Raw genomic sequence first — 16,613 nt, forward strand, 5'->3', positions numbered from 1 at the left:
TGCCGGTCCGGCCTTGCCGGGCCGGCCGTGTGCTGCCGGTCAGATCTTGCGAGCGGGCTCGCTCGCGTCCGTGGTGAGCTCGGCCAGCAGCTCGTTCACCTCGGACTCGCGGAACCTGCGGTGTCCGCCGGGGGTCCGGATCGAGCCGATCCGGCCTGCGGTGGCCCATCGGGTGACCGTCTTCGGGTCCACTCGGAACAGTGCGGCAACCTCACCGGGGGTGAGCAACCGTCCGCCCATGGTCGCGGTCATTTTCCGCCTCCTTAACGACCTACCTGCTATACCGGAGGCATCGGGCCTTTCGCCCGTCGCGCCGGGATGTCAACGGGGCAATCGTGGCACTTCACCCGTCGGGTACTCGAACGGTTGTCCTTGGGTAAAGAGCCCTTAAAGTGCAAAAGGGACATAACCTCGGCCGCCGTCCTGCGCTCTTGTCGACCGTGGGAAACCTTCTGACCAGGCCTTTCGTCGTTGGCTTCGGGGCAGGTCGGGTAAAGCCGTTGCCAACGGGCCGGCCGCGGCGGCGGGAATCAGGCAAAGTCTGTGACGCAGGAGACACTCGTGGCCGGTCCGGCCCACCGGGAACGGGGTGCCCGGCGGTGCGCATAATGACCCGGTGGATCAGCTGGACCGGAAGATCATCGCGGCGCTGCGGGTCAATGGGCGGGCCACCTACGCCGACCTCGGCCGGGCCGTGGGGCTGTCCGCGTCGTCCGTGCACGAGCGCGTCGGCAAGCTCGAGGCCTCCGGCGTCATCACCGGTTACCACGCGACGGTCGACCCGAGTGCGGTCGGTCTCGGGGTGACCGCGTTGGTCGGCATCCACCCCACGGACACCGCGACCGACGACGACGTCGCCACCGCGCTCGGCGAACTGCCCGAGGTGGAGAGCTGCTACGCGGTGGCGGGGGACGAAGCGTTCGTGGTGAAGGTGCGGGTGTCCACGGTCGACGAGCTGGAACACAGTCTCGGCAGGCTGCGCCGGATCCCGGGGGTCGGCCGCACGAACACCACCGTGGTGCTGTCCACCCGGTTCGAGAGCCGCCCCAACAACGCGGGGCTGCACGAAGGCGTCACCGGCGGGGCGTAGCCTGCTTTGATGTGAGCGAAACGCCGGACCACCTGCCCCGTGACCTGACGGTGTACCTGATCGCGCGGTTCGCGCTCGTGGCCGTCGTCGCCTGGGTGCTGTTGCTGGTCGGAGTGCCGCTGCTGGTCGCTCTGCTGATCGGTCTCGTGGTGGGTCTTCCGCTCGGGCTGCTGCTCTTCCGCCGGCTCAACCAGCGGGTCACCGCGGGGCTGGCCAAACGCAACGAGTCCCGCGCCCGCGCCCGTGCGCAGCTGCGGGCCCAGCTGCGCGGCGACGCCGCGGGGAGCGACGCAGACCACCACGCCGCATGAGCAGGTTGCACAGCCGCGCCTGGGTGCGTGAGGCCGTCCGGATCATCGAGGCCGATGCCAACCGCAGTGCCGACACGCACCTGCACGTGTTCCCGTTGCCGCCGGAATGGGGCGTCGACCTTTACCTCAAGGACGAATCGGTGCACCCCACCGGTTCGCTCAAGCACCGGCTGGCGCGCTCGCTGTTCCTGTACGGACTGGTCAACGGGCAGATCGGGCCGGACACCGTGCTCGTCGAAGCCTCCAGCGGATCCACCGCGGTGTCCGAGGCCTACTTCGCCCGCATGCTGGGGCTGCGCTTCGTCACGGTCGTGCCGCGGCGGACCAGTAAAGAGAAAATCGCGCTCATCGAGTTCTACGGCGGCGAATGCCATTACGTCGACGAGGCGCCGGCGATGTACCCGGAGGCCGAACGGCTGGCCGCGGAATGCGGTGGCCACTATCTCGACCAGTTCACCTACGCCGAGCGCGCGACGGACTGGCGCGGCAACAACAACATCGCCGAATCGGTGTTCGCGCAGATGCGCGCGGAACGGCATCCGGTGCCCAGCTGGATCGTGGTCGGCGCGGGCACCGGCGGCACGAGCGCGACGTTCGGCCGGTACGTCCGCTACAAGCGGCACACCACGAAGATCTGCGTGGTGGACCCGGAGAACTCGTCGTTCTTCGGCGCATGGGAGACCGGGGCGCTCGACTACGCCACCGGGATGCCGTCGCGGATCGAGGGGATCGGACGGCCGCGCTGCGAACCGTCGTTCGTGCCCGGCGTGATCGACGAGATGATCCAGGTCCCCGACGCCGGTTCGCTCTCCGCGATCCGGCTGCTGCGGGAACGCACCGGGCACTGGGCGGGTGGTTCCACCGGCACGAACCTCTACGGCGCGTTCCAGCTGATCTCCCGGATGGTGGCCGAGGGCCAGGTCGGTTCGGTGGTCACCCTGCTGTGCGATGGCGGCGAACGCTACGCGAACACCTACTACTCCGACGAATGGCTGGCCACCCAGAGCATCGACCTCGCGCCGTACCGCGCGAAGTACGACGAGTTCCTGCTCACCGGCCGGTTCGACGGATAGCAGGCACCGTCAGATCGCCAGTGCCACCGCGCTCAGGATTGCCCACGCGAGCATGGCCAGGCCGGTGTCGCGCAGTGCCGGGATCAGTGCGCGGCCCTGCTGCCCACCGCCGACCGCGCGTACGGACTTGAGCAGCAGCGGGGCCGTCACCAAGGAAATCAGCACCAACGGCTGCCAGATCCCCAGGACGACGGTGAGCACGTACGGCACGGACACCAGCGTGACGTAGAGCCGGCGCGTGCCGCGGTCGCCGATGCGGGTCGCGAGGGTGTGTTTGCCCGTCTCCAGGTCGGTCGGGATGTCACGCAGGTTGTTCGCGGTCAGCACGGCCATCGAGAAGCAGCCGACGGCCACTGCGCAACCCAGCCCGGCCCAGCTCACCCGACCGGCCTGTACGTAGACCGTGCCCAGTACGCCGGCCAGTCCGAAGAAGACGAACACCGCGAGCTCGCCGAAGCCGTGGTAGCCATACGGTTTGCTGCCGCCGGTGTAGAACCACGCGCCGAGGATGCACAGCGCGCCCATCGCGATCAGCCACCAGTACCCGCTGAAAGCGACGAGCAGCAGTCCCAGCACGCCGGCGAGACCGAGACAGGTGAGCGCGGCGGCGAGCACGGCCTTCGGCTTGGCGGTGCCCGAGCCGACGAGCCGCAGTGGACCGACCCGGTTTTCGTCCGTGCCGCGGACCCCGTCGGAGTAGTCGTTGGCGAAGTTCACGCCGATGATCAGCGACAGTGAGACGAGCAGTGCCAGCACCGAACGCCACCACGAGAACGCGTCGAGGGCGACGGCCGCACCGACCCCGGCGACGACCGGGGCAATCGCGTTGGGCAGGGTGCGCGGCCGGGCGCCTTCAATCCATTCACTGACTGTCGCCATGCCCGATATTCAACGCTATGCGGCAGTCACCCGTTCGGGGGGATCGGGACCGCCCACGTGAGGGTTTCGCTGTTCGGATCGCCGCCCGCCGCGGCTCCTGCGGTGCCGAGCAGACCCAGCACGACCGCGAGTGCTGCCGCTGCGGCTTTGCGCCGGGTTCGCATCCGCCGAGCCGGACGCGCCGATCGGTGGCTGTCAACGCCGGGCCTGCTCAGCCGGCGCCGAACGAGGTCCGCACTGCGGCGCGGTCGATCTTGCCCGGCCCCCGCAGCGGCAGTTCCGCGGTGAACTCCACGCGCTTCGGCGTGGCCGCCGTACCGAGTTCGGTGCGGACCGCGGCACGCAAACCGGCCGCCTCGACCTGCTGTTCGGCCACGACGAGCGCCACCACGGCCTCGCCCCATTCCGGGTCCGGCAGACCGACCACACAGGCGTCCCGTACGCCGGGACAGCTGCCCAGCACCCGTTCCACCGCGCCGGCCGAGACTTTCACGCCGCCGGTGTTGATCACGTCGTCCGCGCGCCCGAGCACCTCGACCCGGCCGTCCGGCAGCAGCCGTCCGCGATCCGACGTGCGGAACCAGCCGTCGCGGAACGAGTCGGCGGTCAACTCGGGAGCGAGCCGGTAACCGTGTGCGAGTACGTCGCCGGAGATACACAGCCGCTCGTCGGCATCCGGTTCCACGCGCACGCCGTCGAGCGGAAGCCCGTCGTACACGCAGCCACTGGCTGTCTCGCTCATTCCGTACGCCGGGACGATCCGTACGCCCGCTTCGGCTGCGCGCGCACGCAGCTTCGGCGACGTCGCCGCCGCACCGAGCACGATCGCGTCGAACGCCTTCGCTGCGTCGAGACCGGCACCGCCGTCGTCGAGAAGGCGTACGAGCTGGGTGGGTACCAGCGCGGTGTACCGCGGGCCTTCTTCGGCCAGTACTGGCGCGGCGGCTGCAGCGAAGGCGTCCGTACGGAATCCTTCGCCGGTCAGGAACGCTGGTTTGGTGCCCGCGAGCCGCGCCCGGATCAGCACCTGCAGACCGCCGATGTAGTGCGCGGGCGTGGCAAGCAGCCAGTGCCCGGCGCCGCCGAGACGGGCGTGCGTCGCGGTCGCGGACGCAGCGAGCGTCCGTGACGACAGCAGCACACCCTTCGGCGCTCCGGTGGATCCTGACGTGGCGATGACCACTGCGGTGCCGGGTTCGAGCGGCTGCTCCGGCGCCATCGCTTCGCGCAGCGTCGACGCCGACGGATCCGCCGCGTTCAACGGCAGCACCGCTTCGCCGCCGTCAAGGGCAGCTGCCACCGCTTCGTCGAGCGAGGCGATCGCCGTGGCGCTCCCGTCCAGCCAAATCACACGCACGAGCCGGCCTCCTGGTCAGAAGTAGTACGGATAGTCGGACCAGTCCGGGTCCCGCTTCTGCAGGAAGGCGTCCCTGCCCTCGACCGCCTCGTCCTGCATGTAGGCCAGCCGGGTCGTTTCACCCGCGAAGAGCTGCTGTCCGACGAGCCCGTCGTCGATCGCGTTGAAGGCGTACTTCAGCATGCGCTGCGCGGTCGGTGACTTGCCGACGATGGTCCACGCCCATTCCAGTGCCTCCGTCTCCAGCGAGGCGTGCGGCACCACCGCGTTGACCGCACCCATCTGGTGCATTTGTTCGGCGGTGTACTCGCGGCCGAGGAAGAAGATCTCGCGGGCGAACTTCTGCCCGACCTGCCTGGCCAGCCCGGCCGAGCCGTAGCCGGCGTCGAACGAGCCGACGTCCGCGTCGGTCTGCTTGAACCGCGCGTGCTCGGCGGAGGCGAGGGTGAGATCGCACACCACGTGCAGTGAGTGGCCGCCACCTGCGGCCCATCCCGGCACCACCGCGACCACCGGTTTCGGCATGAACCGGATGAGCCGCTGCACTTCCAGGATGTGCAGCCGGCCAGCCCGCGCCGGATCGATCGTGTCGGAGGTCTCCCCGTCCGCGTACTGATAGCCGGAGCGTCCGCGAATACGCTGGTCACCGCCGGAGCAAAAGGCCCAGCCGCCGTCCTTCGGTGACGGGCCGTTGCCGGTGAGCAGGACACAGCCGACGTCGGAGCTCAGCCGGGCGTGGTCCAGTGCCCGGTAGAGCTCGTCGACGGTGTGCGGACGGAAGGCGTTGCGGACCTCAGGGCGGTCGAAGGCGATCCGGACGACCCGTTTGCCGGAGCGCCGGTCGGTGGAGCGGTGGTAGGTGATGTCAGTGAAGGCACAACCGCCGACCTCGGTCCATGCGGCCGGGTCGAACAGCTCGGAAACTCGGGCGTCATCCACGTTTGGGAGAATAGGACCTGTGGACGTAGTCGAGCTCGATGCACCAGGGGTCTGCCGGTGAACCCTTCCACCGCGCAGGCAAGGGTCATCGTCGACGAACTCGTCCGGAACACTGTCTCGCACGTCGTGCTCTGTCCCGGTTCCCGCAACGCGCCGCTGTCCATCGCGCTGTACGACGCGGCCGCCGCCGGGCGGGTCCAGCTGCACGTGCGCATCGACGAGCGCGGCGCGGCCTTCCTCGCGCTGGGCATCGCCGCGCGCACCGGCAGGCCGGCCGCGGTGGTCTGTACCTCCGGCACCGCGGCGGCGAACTTCCATCCGGCCGTGCTGGAGGCCGACCGGGCAGGCGTGCCGCTGATCGTGCTCACCGCCGACCGGCCGCCGGAGCTGCGGGCGGCCGGTGCGAGCCAGGTGATCGACCAGTACCAGCTCTACGGCGACGCCGTGCGCTACTTCGACGAGCTGGCCGTCGGCGAACGCAGGGCGGGCCAGAACTCCTACTGGCGCAGCCAGATCTGCCGCGCGTGGAACGCCGCGTACGGCGAATGGCGCTGCGGTCCGGTGCATCTGAACATCCCGTTCCGCGAGCCGCTGGTGCCGGATCTCGACGACGACGGCGAATGGTTCGAGTCGCTGGAGGGCCGCCCCGGCGGCGCCCGCTGGACCGAGCTGCCGGACTTCGGGGCGCTGCCCTCGTTCGTGGTCCCTTCGGCGCGACACGGCCTGGTGATCGCGTGCGACACCGGGGCGCAGGCGGCCAGCGAATGGGCCGAGCAGCACGGCTGGCCGGTGGTGTCGGAGACCGGTGGGCTCGGCCTTTCCGGCGGTACCGCCATCTCGTCCGGCGCGTGGTTGCTCGGGGTGGAGGAGTTCATTTCACGGCACCGTCCGGAGCAGGTGCTGTGCCTCGGCCGTCCGACGGTGTTCCGGCAGGTGCAGAAGGTGCTGTCGGATCCGGCGGTCGAGGTGCTGCTGGTGCGACCGGACTCGGATTGGCCCGCGCCGGCGCACAACGTGCGGCAGGTCGGGCAGTGGTTTGCCGAACCGACGAAACCGGCCGATCCGGAATGGCTGGCAAGCTGGCAGCGGGCCGACGCGGCCGCCGCGGCGGCGGTGTCCACGACGTTGTCCGACGAACCGTGGCCGAGCGGGCTGCGGATGGCGGTCGAGCTGGTGGACGCCCTGCCCGAAGGCGCACTGCTGGTGGTGGGTTCGTCGAACCCGACGCGGGACGTCGCGCTGGCCGGACGGCTGCGCCCGGACGTGCTGGTGCACCGCAACCGCGGCGTCGCAGGTATCGACGGCACGGTGTCCACCGCGATCGGTGCGGCCACCGTGCACCGGGAGCCGTCGTACGCGCTGCTGGGGGACCTGACGTTCCTGCACGACGCGTCGGGCCTGCTCACCGGTCCTGCCGAACAACGCCCGGACCTCACGATCGTGGTGCTGAACGACGACGGCGGCGGCATCTTCTCGCTGCTGGAACAGGGCGCCCCCGACCACGCGGACAGCTTCGAGCGCGTTTTCGGCACCCCGCACGGCGCCGACCTCGGCGCGTTGTGCGCGGGATACCGGGTGCCCTATGTGCTGGCCGAGACGCTGCCGGAGTTCCGGGCCGCACTGCGCCCGGCACCCGGCCTGCGGGTGGTGGAGGTCCGGGTGGACCGCACCCGGCACCGGGGCCTGCACGGACGGCTGCGCACCGCGGTCGCGGAAGCCGTTTCGCAGGTCTGAATCCCTCCGCGCGGGCGGTGCCGCAGGCAGTCGCGCATCGGCGGTGCTCGACGGCGGCTCGTCCCAGTGGGTAAGAACCTTCCTTCGGACGTACCTGGGGCCAGTAGGCCTGGATACGTTCGTTCGCGCTGCTCACTTTTTCAGGAGGAACCATGAGATCGAGAACTCGTGCCGGGGTCGGGGTGGTCGCGGCCGGGATCGTGTCCGTGCTGCTCGCCAACGCCGCCGGGGCGGCGCCCGCACCAGGCGCGCCGGGCGCAGGCGATCCGTACTACCCCAACGCCGGCAACGGCGGCACCGACGTGCTGCACTACGACATCCGGCTCAGCTACCAGCCGGAGACCGATCAGCTGTCCGGCACCACCACCCTGCTGATCACCGCCACACAGGACCTTTCGCAGTTCGACCTCGACTTCGCGCTCAAGGCTTCCAGCGTGCTCATCGACAACCGGCCCGCGAAGTTCACCAACTCCGACGGCAACGGCGAGCTCGTGATCACCCCCGCCGAAGCGCTGGCCAAGGGACAGACCGCGACCGTCGTGGTGAACTACTCCGATACCCCGTCCACCGAACAGATCGACGGCCTCAACGGCTGGAAGAACGGCTCCTTCGGTGCGCTCGGCGTGGACGAGCCGCAAAGCGCGCAGTGGTGGTTCCCCTCCAACGACCACCCCACCGACAAGGCCACCTACGACGTCTCGATCGAGGCGCCGGACGGCCTTGCCGCGATCACGAACGGCACCCTGGTGCGCCAGAGCAAGAGCCGGGCCGGGTGGACGCGGTGGAACTGGCGCAGCACGCACCCGCAGGCGACCTACCTGACCTCGTTCATCGTCGGCAAGTACGACGTGCGCCAGTCGACGACGCCGGACGGCAAGCCGTTCATCACCGCATACGGGTCCGACCTCGGGGACTCCCGCGGCGCGGCGGAGGCCAGCGTCGAGCGCACCCCGGAGATCAACGCGTTCCTCGCCTCGAAGTTCGGGCCCTACCCGTTCGAGGCCGAGGGCGGCGTGGTGACCAGCGGGATCACGTTCTCGCTGGAGAACCAGACCCGGCCCACCTACGGCCTCAAGAACTTCACCGCCGGCTCCAACACCACGCTGATCGCGCACGAGAACGCGCACCAGTGGTACGGCGACAACGTCTCGCTCGGCCGGTGGAGCGACATCTGGCTGAACGAGGGGTTCGCCTCCTACGCCGAATGGCTGTGGTCCGAGCACGAGGGCGAAGGCACCGTCGCCGATCTCGCGCAGTACACCTACGACTCCAACGCGGCCGACGCCGATCTGTGGAAGGTCGTGCCCGCGGACCCCGGCGCGGACAACCAGTTCGACAGCGCCGTGTACGACCGCGGCGCGCTGACGCTGCAGGCGCTGCGCACGGCCGTCGGGGACGACGCGTTCTTCCGGATCCTGCAGGACTGGCAGGTGGCGAAGTCCGGAAAGGACGGCCGGATCCAGGAGTTCATCGCGCTGGCGGAGAAGGTCTCCGGCAAGCCGCTGCACGAGCTGTTCCAGACCTGGCTCTACACCGCGGGCAAGCCGGCGACCGGCCCGAACGGCCCCGCCGCGGCCGGCGTGGCGACGTCCCGGTCGGCGGCGGCCAAGCCGAAGTCCTACGACCAGATCCAGGCCAACCACCGGTTGCTCGCCACGGAGCACGAGCACTGAGCGGGACCGCTACGCTCGCGGCGTGAGCAGCAGGAGTGAGCGGGCGAGGCGCATCGGGTGGTTCGTTGTGCTCGGTGTCGCCTTGCTCCTCACCGTGATGTGCGTCGGCCTGCTCTTCGCCGCGATCCGCAACGACAACGCGATCGAAGCCCATCCGGGCACGGCCACCGCCACCGTGGAGTCGGTGGCCTTCGACCGCACGATCATCCAGTACCAGACCCCGGACGGCGTCGTGCACAGCCCGGCCACCGGGGTGCTCTACCCCTCCGGCCTCGCCGCGGGTCAGCTGGTGCTCATCGAGTACGACGCCACCAATCCCGACCTCGCCCGCGTGGCAGGCCGTTCGGCGAACCTGACCCTGCTGCCACTCGGCATCACGGTGGTGGTCACCTGGCTGATCGCCGGCCCGCTGCTGTGGTGGCTGCGCCGGCTGATCAACCGCGACCGGGTGCCGGTGCCCGGCTGAACGCCGGTCAGACCGCGGCCAGCGCTTCGATCTCGACGCGGAAGCGCGGGTCGACCAGTCCGGCCACCTGGATGAGTGAGCTGGCCGGCGGTTGTTGCGGGTCGATGTGCTCGTCGCGGACCGCACGCAGTACGGGTACATCGGCGAGGTCGGTGAGGAAGTAGGTCAGCTTCACCACGTGCTCGAACCCGGCGCCGGCCGCGGCCAGTGCGGTGCGCAGGTTGGCGAACACCTGCCGGATCTGGGTTTCCGCGTCCTCGCCTGCCAGGGTCGCGTCCGCGGTGAGCGGGACCTGACCGGACACTGCGATCTGCCTGCCGGTGAACACCACGGCGTGGCTGAAACCGTTGGTGGGTGGCAGCCCTTCCGGGCGGAGCAGGTACTCGGGCACGAAGACTCCTCACCGCGACGCGGACCGCACCGGCAGGTGCGATCGTCCCGCCACGATAATCCGGTTCAGCCGGCTGCCGCCGCCGTTTCCTGCCACCACCGCAGCACCTCGTCGGCAACGCCGGGTGCGGCGACCAGCAGGCCGTCGGTGGGCAGTGCGGTGTCCTCGCCGTGTTTGTCGAGTACCACCGCGCCGACCTCGATCGCCATCGCCACCGAGCCCGCGACGTCCCATTCGTGGTAGCTGTGCAGTACGGCCGCGGCAGCGTGGCCGAGCGCGACCTGCGCGATGGACAGCGCGGCGGAGCCGAGCACCCGCACGCCGGCGTGCGCCGCGGCGGCACGTTCGATGAACTCGCCCATCCCCGGCCACGGGCCCTTGCGTGCCAGCTCCGTGCAGACGAGCGCGCCCGCCGTGCCGGGGCGGTCCACCAGCTGGATCGGCTTGCCGTTGGCGCGGGCGCCACGGCCGCGCGCGGCGGCGTAGATCTGCGCCCGGTACGGATCGGCCACCACGCCGACCACCGGACCGGACGCGTCGACCAGCGCCAGGCTGTAGGCGCACCACGGCACGCCGGCGACGTAGTTGGCGGTGCCGTCCACGGAATCGACCACCCAGCGGTAGGCGGCGACGTCCGCACCGTGGTCCGCACCGAACTCGTGGCCGACGACCGGGATACCGGGGAATTCCGCGGTCAGCACACGCCGGGTGTGCCGTTCCAGGATCCGGTCGGTGTCCGTGACCCAGTCGAACGGCGAGTCCAGCGTTGCCGGGTGGGCGCCGCGGCCTGCCGTCGCGGTGATCACGTCGGTGGCGTCGTTGGCCAGCCGGCCGGCCACCTCGAGTGCCCTCGAGAGCAGCCCCGGCTCCACGGGCCGGGACGGCCTGGAGGACAAGAGGGTCATGCCTGCTTAGTCTGGGCGGCCCTGGTGTCCGGCACGCGTCCTGGAGATGACATGTCGAGGCGAATTGATCGACAGCCTGTGCTCGTCAGCGGACGCTGCGCAGTGTTCCGCGGCCGTTGGCCGGGCGGTTACGCGGGATTGGTCCATCTCGTGCGCACCGGTGCGACAGTGGCCGGGTGCGAGTCGCCATAGTCACCGAAAGTTTCCTGCCCCAGGTGAACGGCGTGACGAACTCCGTGCTGCGGGTCGTCGAGCACCTGGTCGAGGCCGCGCACGAGGTGCTGGTGGTGGCGCCGGGGACGGGACCGGAGCGCTACCGCGGTGCGCCGGTGGTCCGGATCCCGGCGTTCGACGTGCCGGGCGTGCACTCGTTGCCGATCGGACTGCCGACCCGCACGGTGCTCACCGCGCTGGCCGATTTCGGCCCGGACGTGGTGCATCTGGCGTCCCCGTTCGTCGTCGGCGCACGCGGGCTGGCTGCGGCCAGACGGCTGCGGGTGCCTTCGGTCGCGGTCTACCAGACCGACATCGCCGGTTTCGCCACGTCGTACGGCTTCGGGATCGGCGCCCGCGCGGCCTGGCGCTGGGTGCGCCGGCTGCACTCGCGCGCCGACCGCACCCTCGCGCCGTCGTCCGACGCGATGGAACAGCTGGAACTGCACGGGGTGCCCCGGGTACACCGCTGGGCCCGTGGGGTGGACGTCGCCCGGTTCTCCCCGGAACACCGGGATCCGGCATTGCGTGCGGAACTGGCGCCGAACGGTGAACTGCTGGTCGGTTTCGTCGGCAGGCTCGCCCCGGAAAAGGAGGTCGACCGGCTGACCGCGCTGGCCGGGGTGCCGGGGGTGCGTCTGGTGGTGGTCGGCGACGGTCCGGAACTGCCCGTGCTGCGCGAGCAGTTGCCCGGTGCGGCGTTCCTCGGCGCGAAGTACGGCGACGAGTTGTCCACCGCCTACGCGAGCCTGGACGTCTTCGTGCATACCGGCCCGCACGAGACGTTCTGCCAGGCCGTGCAGGAGGCGATGGCATCGGGGCTGCCGGTGCTGGCGCCGGATGCAGGCGGGCCGAAGGACCTGGTGCTGCCCGGCCGTACCGGCTATCTGCTGCCGGCCGAGCGGGAGCAGTTCGGACCGGCGCTGACGGAGAAGGTCGAGCACCTGCGTGATCCGGCACTGCGGGCGCGGCTGGGCGAGAAGGCGCGCAAGGTCGTGCTGGGCCGTACGTGGCCTGCGGTGTGCCGGGAACTGGTGAGGCACTACGAGGCGGTACAGGGCCGAGTCGCACGCGCGGCTTGAGTCGTGCACATCGTCCAGCTGGCGAACTTCTACGGACCGCGCTCGGGCGGGCTGCGCACTGCGTTGCACCACCTCGGGGCCGGGTACGTCGCCAGCGGGCACCACGTGACACTCGTGGTGCCGGGCACCCGCTACGCGGTGGAAACCCTGCCCACCGGGGTGCGCCGGTACTCCCTGCCCGCGCCGCGGATCCCCGGCACCGGTGGTTATCGCGCGGTCGATCCGCATCGGGTGCGCGCCGTGCTGCGCCGGCTCGAACCGGACCGCCTGGAAGTCTCTGACCGTTTGACGTTGCGCGGGATGGGCAACTGGGCGCGGCGGCACGGGGTGCCCAGCACGGTGATCTCACACGAACGCCTCGACCGGCTGCTGGAGCAGTTTCTGCTGCCCCAGCCGGTGGCCCGGCACGTCGCGGACGCAGCCAACCGCCGGATGGCCGCGAGCTACGACACGGTGGTTTGTACGACCTCCTTCGCGCGGGCCGAGTTCGACCGGATCGCCGCGCCGAACGTGCGCCGGGTGCCGCTCGGCGTCGATCTGGCCACGTTCGCGCCGTCCATGCGGGACGAGCGCTGGCGGCTCGCGTTGGCCGGCCGCGCCGACGCACTGCTGGTCCACTGTGGCCGGTTGTCGCCGGAGAAGCACGTGGAACGCAGTGTGGACACGGTGGCCGAGCTGACCGAATCGGGTGCGCGGGTCCGCCTGGTCATTGCCGGGGACGGGCCACGCCGGCGTGCGCTGGAACGCCGGGCACGCGGTCTGCCGGTGACCTTCCTCGGCTTCCTGCCCGGCCGGGACGAGGTGGCCCGTTTGCTGGCCACCTCCGACGTTTCGCTCGCCCCGGGTCCACATGAGACATTCGGCCTCGCCGCGTTGGAGGCACTGGCCTCCGGTACGCCGGTGGTGGTCTCGGCGTCGTCGGCGCTGCGCGAGATCGTGCGCCCCGGTTGCGGTGCCGCGGTGGACGACCACGCCCCGGCGTTCGCCACCGCGGTGACCGGATTGCTGGACCGTCCGGAAGACCTCCGCCGCGCCGCGGCCAGAGCACGCGCGGAGGAATTCGCGTGGCCGGATTCGGTCCGCGGGATGCTGGCTGCGCTGGGCTGAGGCCACCGCTCGCGAACGGCTGCTTGGGAAGGGCTGCTCGCGAACGGCTGCTTGGGAACGGCCCGGTCAGGAACGGACTCTCAGGAACGGATCCTCAGGAACGGATCCTCAGGAACGGATCCTCAGGAACGGATCCTCAGGAACGGATCCTCAGGGCCGGTCGAGGTCGCGGTAGCCGGGATGTACCCCCTGGCTCAACCCGTGCGTCTCGGCAATGCGCCCGAGTAGCCCGTGCAGCACCATACGCTCCTCTGTGGACAGTGCAGAGGTCAGCTCTTCCTCGTGTGCCGCACCGACTTTCGCGAGTGCGCGCATCGTTTCGCGGCCCTTGTCGCTGAGGTGCACGGCGTAGAGGCGGCGATCCTGTGGGTTGCGCCGTCGCTCGATGAGGCCGCGCTGCTCGAGTCCGTCGACCAGTGCCACCAGGCGGGTCGGCGGGGTGCCGAGTTCCGCCGCGAGCACCTGCTGGCTTTCGCCCGGCCGGCGCGCGATCACGCGGAGCAGCCCGGTCTGCGGCGGCGTGAGGTCCAGTTCCGCGATGCGCTCGGTGAACCGCCGGGTCGCGTGGGCGCCGAGCTGGGCGAGCAGGAAGGCGCTGCCGGTCGGAGGAGGTTCTTGCATGAACGGAACCATATCCGTTGACAATCCATTTATCTAGTGTAACCGTTACGTCAGTGAAACTAATTGACCTGGAGGTTTCCATGGCAACCGCGACTCGTGCCCGGCCACAGGGTGGACCACCGCTGCTCGCCCCGCGCTCGCGTTCGGGGTGCTGACCGTCGCGTCCGCGGCCATCGGCGCCGCCGGGACCCGGCCGGACTCGACCGCCTCCGAGGTGACCGCGTACGACCTCGGTCATCAGGGGCTGCTCGGCCTGCTCGCGTTCGTGGTGTTCGGCGCCTCGGTCCCGCTGGCGATCTGGGCCGCGACGGTCTACCGCAGGCAGCGCAAGCTGGGGGTCACCGCGCCGGGTGCGGCGATCGGGCTGGCCGGGGGAGTGCTGTCCGCGGCCTCGCTCGCGGTCAGCGGGCTTGTCACCTGGACCGCGGCGCAGGCCGCGGACCCGGCCGCACCCGCGGTGGCCCGTGCGCTGACCAGCTTCGCGTTCGCCACCGGCGGCCCCGGTTTCGTGGTGCCGCTCGCGCTGCTGATCGCCGGGGTCGCGGTGCCCGCGGTGTTCCTGCACCTGCTGCCGCGCTGGGTATCGATCGCCGGCCTGGTGCTCGCGGTCGTGGCGGTGCTCGCCACCTTCGCCCTGCTGACCCCGGCGTTGTACCCGCTGATCCCGATCGGCCGGTTCGGCGGGCTGCTCTGGCTGGTGCTGATCAGCGTGCTGCTGCCGCACGATCGGCACCAGGTCCGTTGAACGCCCCACCGACGGGGAGGCCCCAGCCGTCGATCGGCTGGGGCCTCGCCGTCCGGAGCGGCAGTGGTCCGGGCGGAATCTCCTCAGTCGAGCTTGAGTGTCGGCTTGCGCAGGTCCATCCAGGTGGCGAAGTCGAGGAACCGCTCCAGGCCGGATCGCTGCTGGTTGGTGATTTCGGCGATGCCCGCGCCGGTCGCCGCCAGCACCGCGTCCCGGTTGTAGAACTCCAGCACCGAGTGGTCGGCCGAGACCAGAGCACGGGCGTGCGACTGGATGGCGGCAAGGTAGGCCGGATCGAAGCTGCCCGGGTAACCGCTCTTCTTCCGGTTCGCCACCGACTCCGGCAGCACGTTCCGGGTGGCGCCGCGCAGGATGCTCTTCTCCCTGCCGTCGTAGGTCTTCAGCGACCACGGCGTGTTGAACACGTACTGCACGAGCCGGTGGTCGCAGAACGGCACGCGGACCTCGAGGCCGACCGCCATCGACATCCGGTCCTTGCGGTCGAGCAGGCTCTGCACCATCCGGGTCAGGTGCAGGTGGCAGACCTCGCGCATCCGGCGTTCGAGCCCGGTTTCGTCGTCGCGGTAGGGCACGTCGCGCAGTGCTTCGCGGTACTGGTCTGCCTTGTAGGTCTCCAGGTCCAGCTTCGCGGTGAGGTCCTCGTGCATCAGCGAGGCCGGGCTGATCGGCGATTTGTTGTTGGCCAGCCATGGGAACGTATCGGCTTCGCGCTGTTCGTTGTGGAACCACGGGTAGCCGCCGAACACCTCGTCCGCCGACTCACCGGACAGCGCGACCGTCGACTCCTCGCGGATCGCCTTGAACAGCAGGTACAGCGAGTTGTCCCGGTCGCCGAGCCCGATCGGCAGGTCCCGTGCGCCGACCGCGGCGGCCCGTGTGGCCGGATCGGCCATCGCCGCGCCGTCGAGCATGATGTCCTTGTGCTCGCAGACGATGTGCTCGGCCACCGCGTGCACGTACGGGGTGTCCTGGGTCGGTGCGATGTCCTCGGCGCGGAAGTTTTCCGCCTGGTTGGGGAAGTCGACCGCGAAGCTGCGCACCACCTCGCCCTGCTCCTGCAGCTGCAGTGCGGCGATCGCGGTCATCGCGGACGAGTCCAGCCCGCCGGAAAGCAGCGTGCAGCGCGGTACGTCGGCGACGAGCTGGCGCCGGATGATGTCGTCGAGCAGCGAACGGACGTGTCCGACGGTGTCCTCGGTGCTGTCGGTGTGGTCGGTGACCTCGAGCTTCCAGTAGCACGTCTCGCGCAGCCCGGAACGGTCGACGACGGCGAGGTGCCCCGGGCGCAGCTCACGCATGCCGTCCCACACCGCGTGGCCAGGGGTCTTGGCGAAGGCGAACAGCTCCCGCAGCCCGTCCGTGGTGAGCACGCTGTCCGCCAGCCGGTTGGCCAGGATCGCCTTCGGCTCGGAGCCGAACAGCACGCCGTCCTCGGTCTCGTAGAAGTAGAACGGCTTGATCCCCATCCGGTCGCGGATCATCACCAGCTTGTCGGTCCGGGTGTCCCAGATGGCGAAGGCGTACATGCCGTTCAGCCGCTCGACGATCGCTTCGCCCCACTCGACGTACCCGCGCAGCACGACCTCGGTGTCCGAGTCGGTGGTGAACTTCGCGCCCCGGCGGCGTAGTTCGGCACGCAGTTCGGTGAAGTTGTACGCCTCGCCCGAGTAGACCATCACGACCGGTCCGTCCGGGGTGTCCACGGTCATCGGCTGCGCGCCGCCGGGCAGATCGATCACGGCGAGCCTGCGGTGCCCGAGCGCGGCGTGCGGGGCGGCCCAGGTGCCGCTCGCGTCCGGGCCGCGGCAGGACATGGTCGCGGTCATCGCGTCCAGTTCGGCGGCCTCCCGCGTCAGGTCGCGATGGAACGAAACCCAGCCCGTGATGCCACACATAAAGCGCCCTTCCTTGTTACAGCCATATGTTGCCTGTGCTAACTAACTATTAACCGCACGATGATCATCGGACTACCCGGCAAAGGAGTGACGTACTGCGAGCAGACCGTG

General features: G+C 70.1%; 17 protein-coding genes. 9 read left to right on the forward strand and 8 right to left on the reverse strand.

Going from position 1 to position 16,613, the window contains the following annotated elements; translation table 11 throughout:
- Positions 1-39: 39 nt before the first annotated feature.
- Positions 40-252 carry a BldC family transcriptional regulator gene (locus ABD793_RS20315; RefSeq protein WP_315653966.1) on the reverse strand — a complete coding sequence of 71 codons (213 nt, stop codon included), beginning with the start codon at positions 250-252 and terminating at the stop codon, positions 40-42.
- 364 nt (positions 253-616) lie between these two features.
- Here ABD793_RS20315 and ABD793_RS20320 point away from each other — a divergent pair, with 364 nt between their 5' ends.
- Genes ABD793_RS20320 through cds1 form a run of 3 tightly spaced genes read left to right on the forward strand, consistent with a single transcriptional unit; the run spans position 617 to position 2,474 of the window.
- Complete coding sequence (locus ABD793_RS20320; protein WP_344862204.1) at positions 617-1,090, forward strand: Lrp/AsnC family transcriptional regulator; 474 nt, start codon at positions 617-619, stop codon at positions 1,088-1,090.
- 11 nt (positions 1,091-1,101) lie between these two features.
- Positions 1,102-1,401 (forward strand): DUF4229 domain-containing protein, encoded by a 300-nt coding sequence (locus tag ABD793_RS20325; RefSeq protein WP_344862206.1) that lies wholly within the window; start codon positions 1,102-1,104, stop codon positions 1,399-1,401.
- Complete coding sequence (cds1, locus tag ABD793_RS20330) at positions 1,398-2,474, forward strand: L-cysteine desulfhydrase Cds1 (protein WP_344862208.1); 1,077 nt, start codon at positions 1,398-1,400, stop codon at positions 2,472-2,474. Before ABD793_RS20325 ends, cds1 begins: the two co-directional genes overlap by 4 nt.
- Before the next feature lie 9 nt (positions 2,475-2,483).
- Here the strand turns inward: cds1 and ABD793_RS20335 are convergent, their stop codons facing one another.
- The 3 genes from ABD793_RS20335 to ABD793_RS20345 form a co-directional block, all read right to left on the reverse strand.
- The gene (locus tag ABD793_RS20335; protein ID WP_344862209.1) at positions 2,484-3,353 is read right to left on the reverse strand and encodes a 1,4-dihydroxy-2-naphthoate polyprenyltransferase; all 870 of its coding nucleotides are present in this window, start codon (positions 3,351-3,353) and stop codon (positions 2,484-2,486) included.
- A gap of 211 nt (positions 3,354-3,564) precedes the next feature.
- Complete coding sequence (menE, locus tag ABD793_RS20340) at positions 3,565-4,710, reverse strand: o-succinylbenzoate--CoA ligase (RefSeq protein ID WP_344862210.1); 1,146 nt, start codon at positions 4,708-4,710, stop codon at positions 3,565-3,567.
- A gap of 15 nt (positions 4,711-4,725) precedes the next feature.
- Positions 4,726-5,649, reverse strand: coding sequence for a 1,4-dihydroxy-2-naphthoyl-CoA synthase (locus tag ABD793_RS20345; RefSeq protein ID WP_344862212.1), 924 nt, complete (start codon positions 5,647-5,649; stop codon positions 4,726-4,728).
- Between the two features lie 57 nt (positions 5,650-5,706).
- Here ABD793_RS20345 and menD point away from each other — a divergent pair, with 57 nt between their 5' ends.
- From menD to ABD793_RS20360, 3 genes are all read left to right on the forward strand, one after another.
- Positions 5,707-7,383: a 2-succinyl-5-enolpyruvyl-6-hydroxy-3-cyclohexene-1-carboxylic-acid synthase gene (menD, locus tag ABD793_RS20350; protein ID WP_344862214.1), complete on the forward strand. Its 1,677-nt coding sequence runs from the start codon at positions 5,707-5,709 to the stop codon at positions 7,381-7,383.
- A 152-nt stretch (positions 7,384-7,535) separates the two neighbouring features.
- Positions 7,536-9,056 (forward strand): M1 family metallopeptidase, encoded by a 1,521-nt coding sequence (locus ABD793_RS20355; RefSeq protein ID WP_344862216.1) that lies wholly within the window; start codon positions 7,536-7,538, stop codon positions 9,054-9,056.
- A 22-nt stretch (positions 9,057-9,078) separates the two neighbouring features.
- On the forward strand, positions 9,079-9,522 hold the full coding sequence (locus ABD793_RS20360; protein WP_344862218.1) for a DUF3592 domain-containing protein: 444 nt from the start codon (positions 9,079-9,081) through the stop codon (positions 9,520-9,522).
- A gap of 7 nt (positions 9,523-9,529) precedes the next feature.
- Here ABD793_RS20360 and ABD793_RS20365 read toward each other — a convergent pair whose 3' ends face one another.
- Positions 9,530-9,913: a RidA family protein gene (locus tag ABD793_RS20365; RefSeq protein WP_344862220.1), complete on the reverse strand. Its 384-nt coding sequence runs from the start codon at positions 9,911-9,913 to the stop codon at positions 9,530-9,532.
- Between the two features lie 65 nt (positions 9,914-9,978).
- On the reverse strand, positions 9,979-10,818 hold the full coding sequence (locus ABD793_RS20370) for an inositol monophosphatase family protein (protein WP_344862222.1): 840 nt from the start codon (positions 10,816-10,818) through the stop codon (positions 9,979-9,981).
- 224 nt (positions 10,819-11,042) lie between these two features.
- Here ABD793_RS20370 and ABD793_RS20375 point away from each other — a divergent pair, with 224 nt between their 5' ends.
- Complete coding sequence (locus ABD793_RS20375) at positions 11,043-12,113, forward strand: glycosyltransferase family 4 protein (protein WP_344862224.1); 1,071 nt, start codon at positions 11,043-11,045, stop codon at positions 12,111-12,113.
- A gap of 3 nt (positions 12,114-12,116) precedes the next feature.
- The gene (locus ABD793_RS20380; protein WP_344862226.1) at positions 12,117-13,220 is read left to right on the forward strand and encodes a glycosyltransferase; all 1,104 of its coding nucleotides are present in this window, start codon (positions 12,117-12,119) and stop codon (positions 13,218-13,220) included.
- Between the two features lie 150 nt (positions 13,221-13,370).
- On the opposite strand, the gene ABD793_RS20385 is transcribed toward ABD793_RS20380, so the two are convergent.
- On the reverse strand, positions 13,371-13,841 hold the full coding sequence (locus ABD793_RS20385) for a MarR family winged helix-turn-helix transcriptional regulator (protein WP_344862228.1): 471 nt from the start codon (positions 13,839-13,841) through the stop codon (positions 13,371-13,373).
- A 148-nt stretch (positions 13,842-13,989) separates the two neighbouring features.
- Here ABD793_RS20385 and ABD793_RS20390 point away from each other — a divergent pair, with 148 nt between their 5' ends.
- A complete protein-coding gene (locus tag ABD793_RS20390) occupies positions 13,990-14,586 on the forward strand; it encodes a DUF4386 domain-containing protein (protein WP_344862230.1) in 597 nt (198 codons plus the stop codon).
- A gap of 83 nt (positions 14,587-14,669) precedes the next feature.
- Here the strand turns inward: ABD793_RS20390 and asnB are convergent, their stop codons facing one another.
- Positions 14,670-16,502, reverse strand: a complete 1,833-nt coding sequence (gene asnB, locus ABD793_RS20395) for an asparagine synthase (glutamine-hydrolyzing) (protein WP_344862232.1) — start codon at positions 16,500-16,502, stop codon at positions 14,670-14,672.
- Between the last annotated feature and the right edge of the window lie 111 nt (positions 16,503-16,613).

The organism is Amycolatopsis ultiminotia (assembly GCF_039536925.1).
Lineage (GTDB): Bacteria > Actinomycetota > Actinomycetes > Mycobacteriales > Pseudonocardiaceae > Amycolatopsis > Amycolatopsis ultiminotia.

Bases quoted from the DNA above. Each gene is read 5' to 3' on its own strand.
- ABD793_RS20370 (WP_344862222.1), bottom strand. From the start codon at position 10,818: ATGACCCTCTTGTCCTCCAGGCCGTCCCGGCCCGTGGAGCCGGGGCTG.
- ABD793_RS20355 (WP_344862216.1), top strand. From the start codon at position 7,536: ATGAGATCGAGAACTCGTGCCGGGGTCGGGGTGGTCGCGGCCGGGATC.
- ABD793_RS20315 (WP_315653966.1), bottom strand. From the start codon at position 252: ATGACCGCGACCATGGGCGGACGGTTGCTCACCCCCGGTGAGGTTGCC.
- ABD793_RS20335 (WP_344862209.1), bottom strand. From the start codon at position 3,353: ATGGCGACAGTCAGTGAATGGATTGAAGGCGCCCGGCCGCGCACCCTG.
- ABD793_RS20385 (WP_344862228.1), bottom strand. From the start codon at position 13,841: ATGCAAGAACCTCCTCCGACCGGCAGCGCCTTCCTGCTCGCCCAGCTC.
- asnB (WP_344862232.1), bottom strand. From the start codon at position 16,502: ATGTGTGGCATCACGGGCTGGGTTTCGTTCCATCGCGACCTGACGCGG.
- cds1 (WP_344862208.1), top strand. From the start codon at position 1,398: ATGAGCAGGTTGCACAGCCGCGCCTGGGTGCGTGAGGCCGTCCGGATC.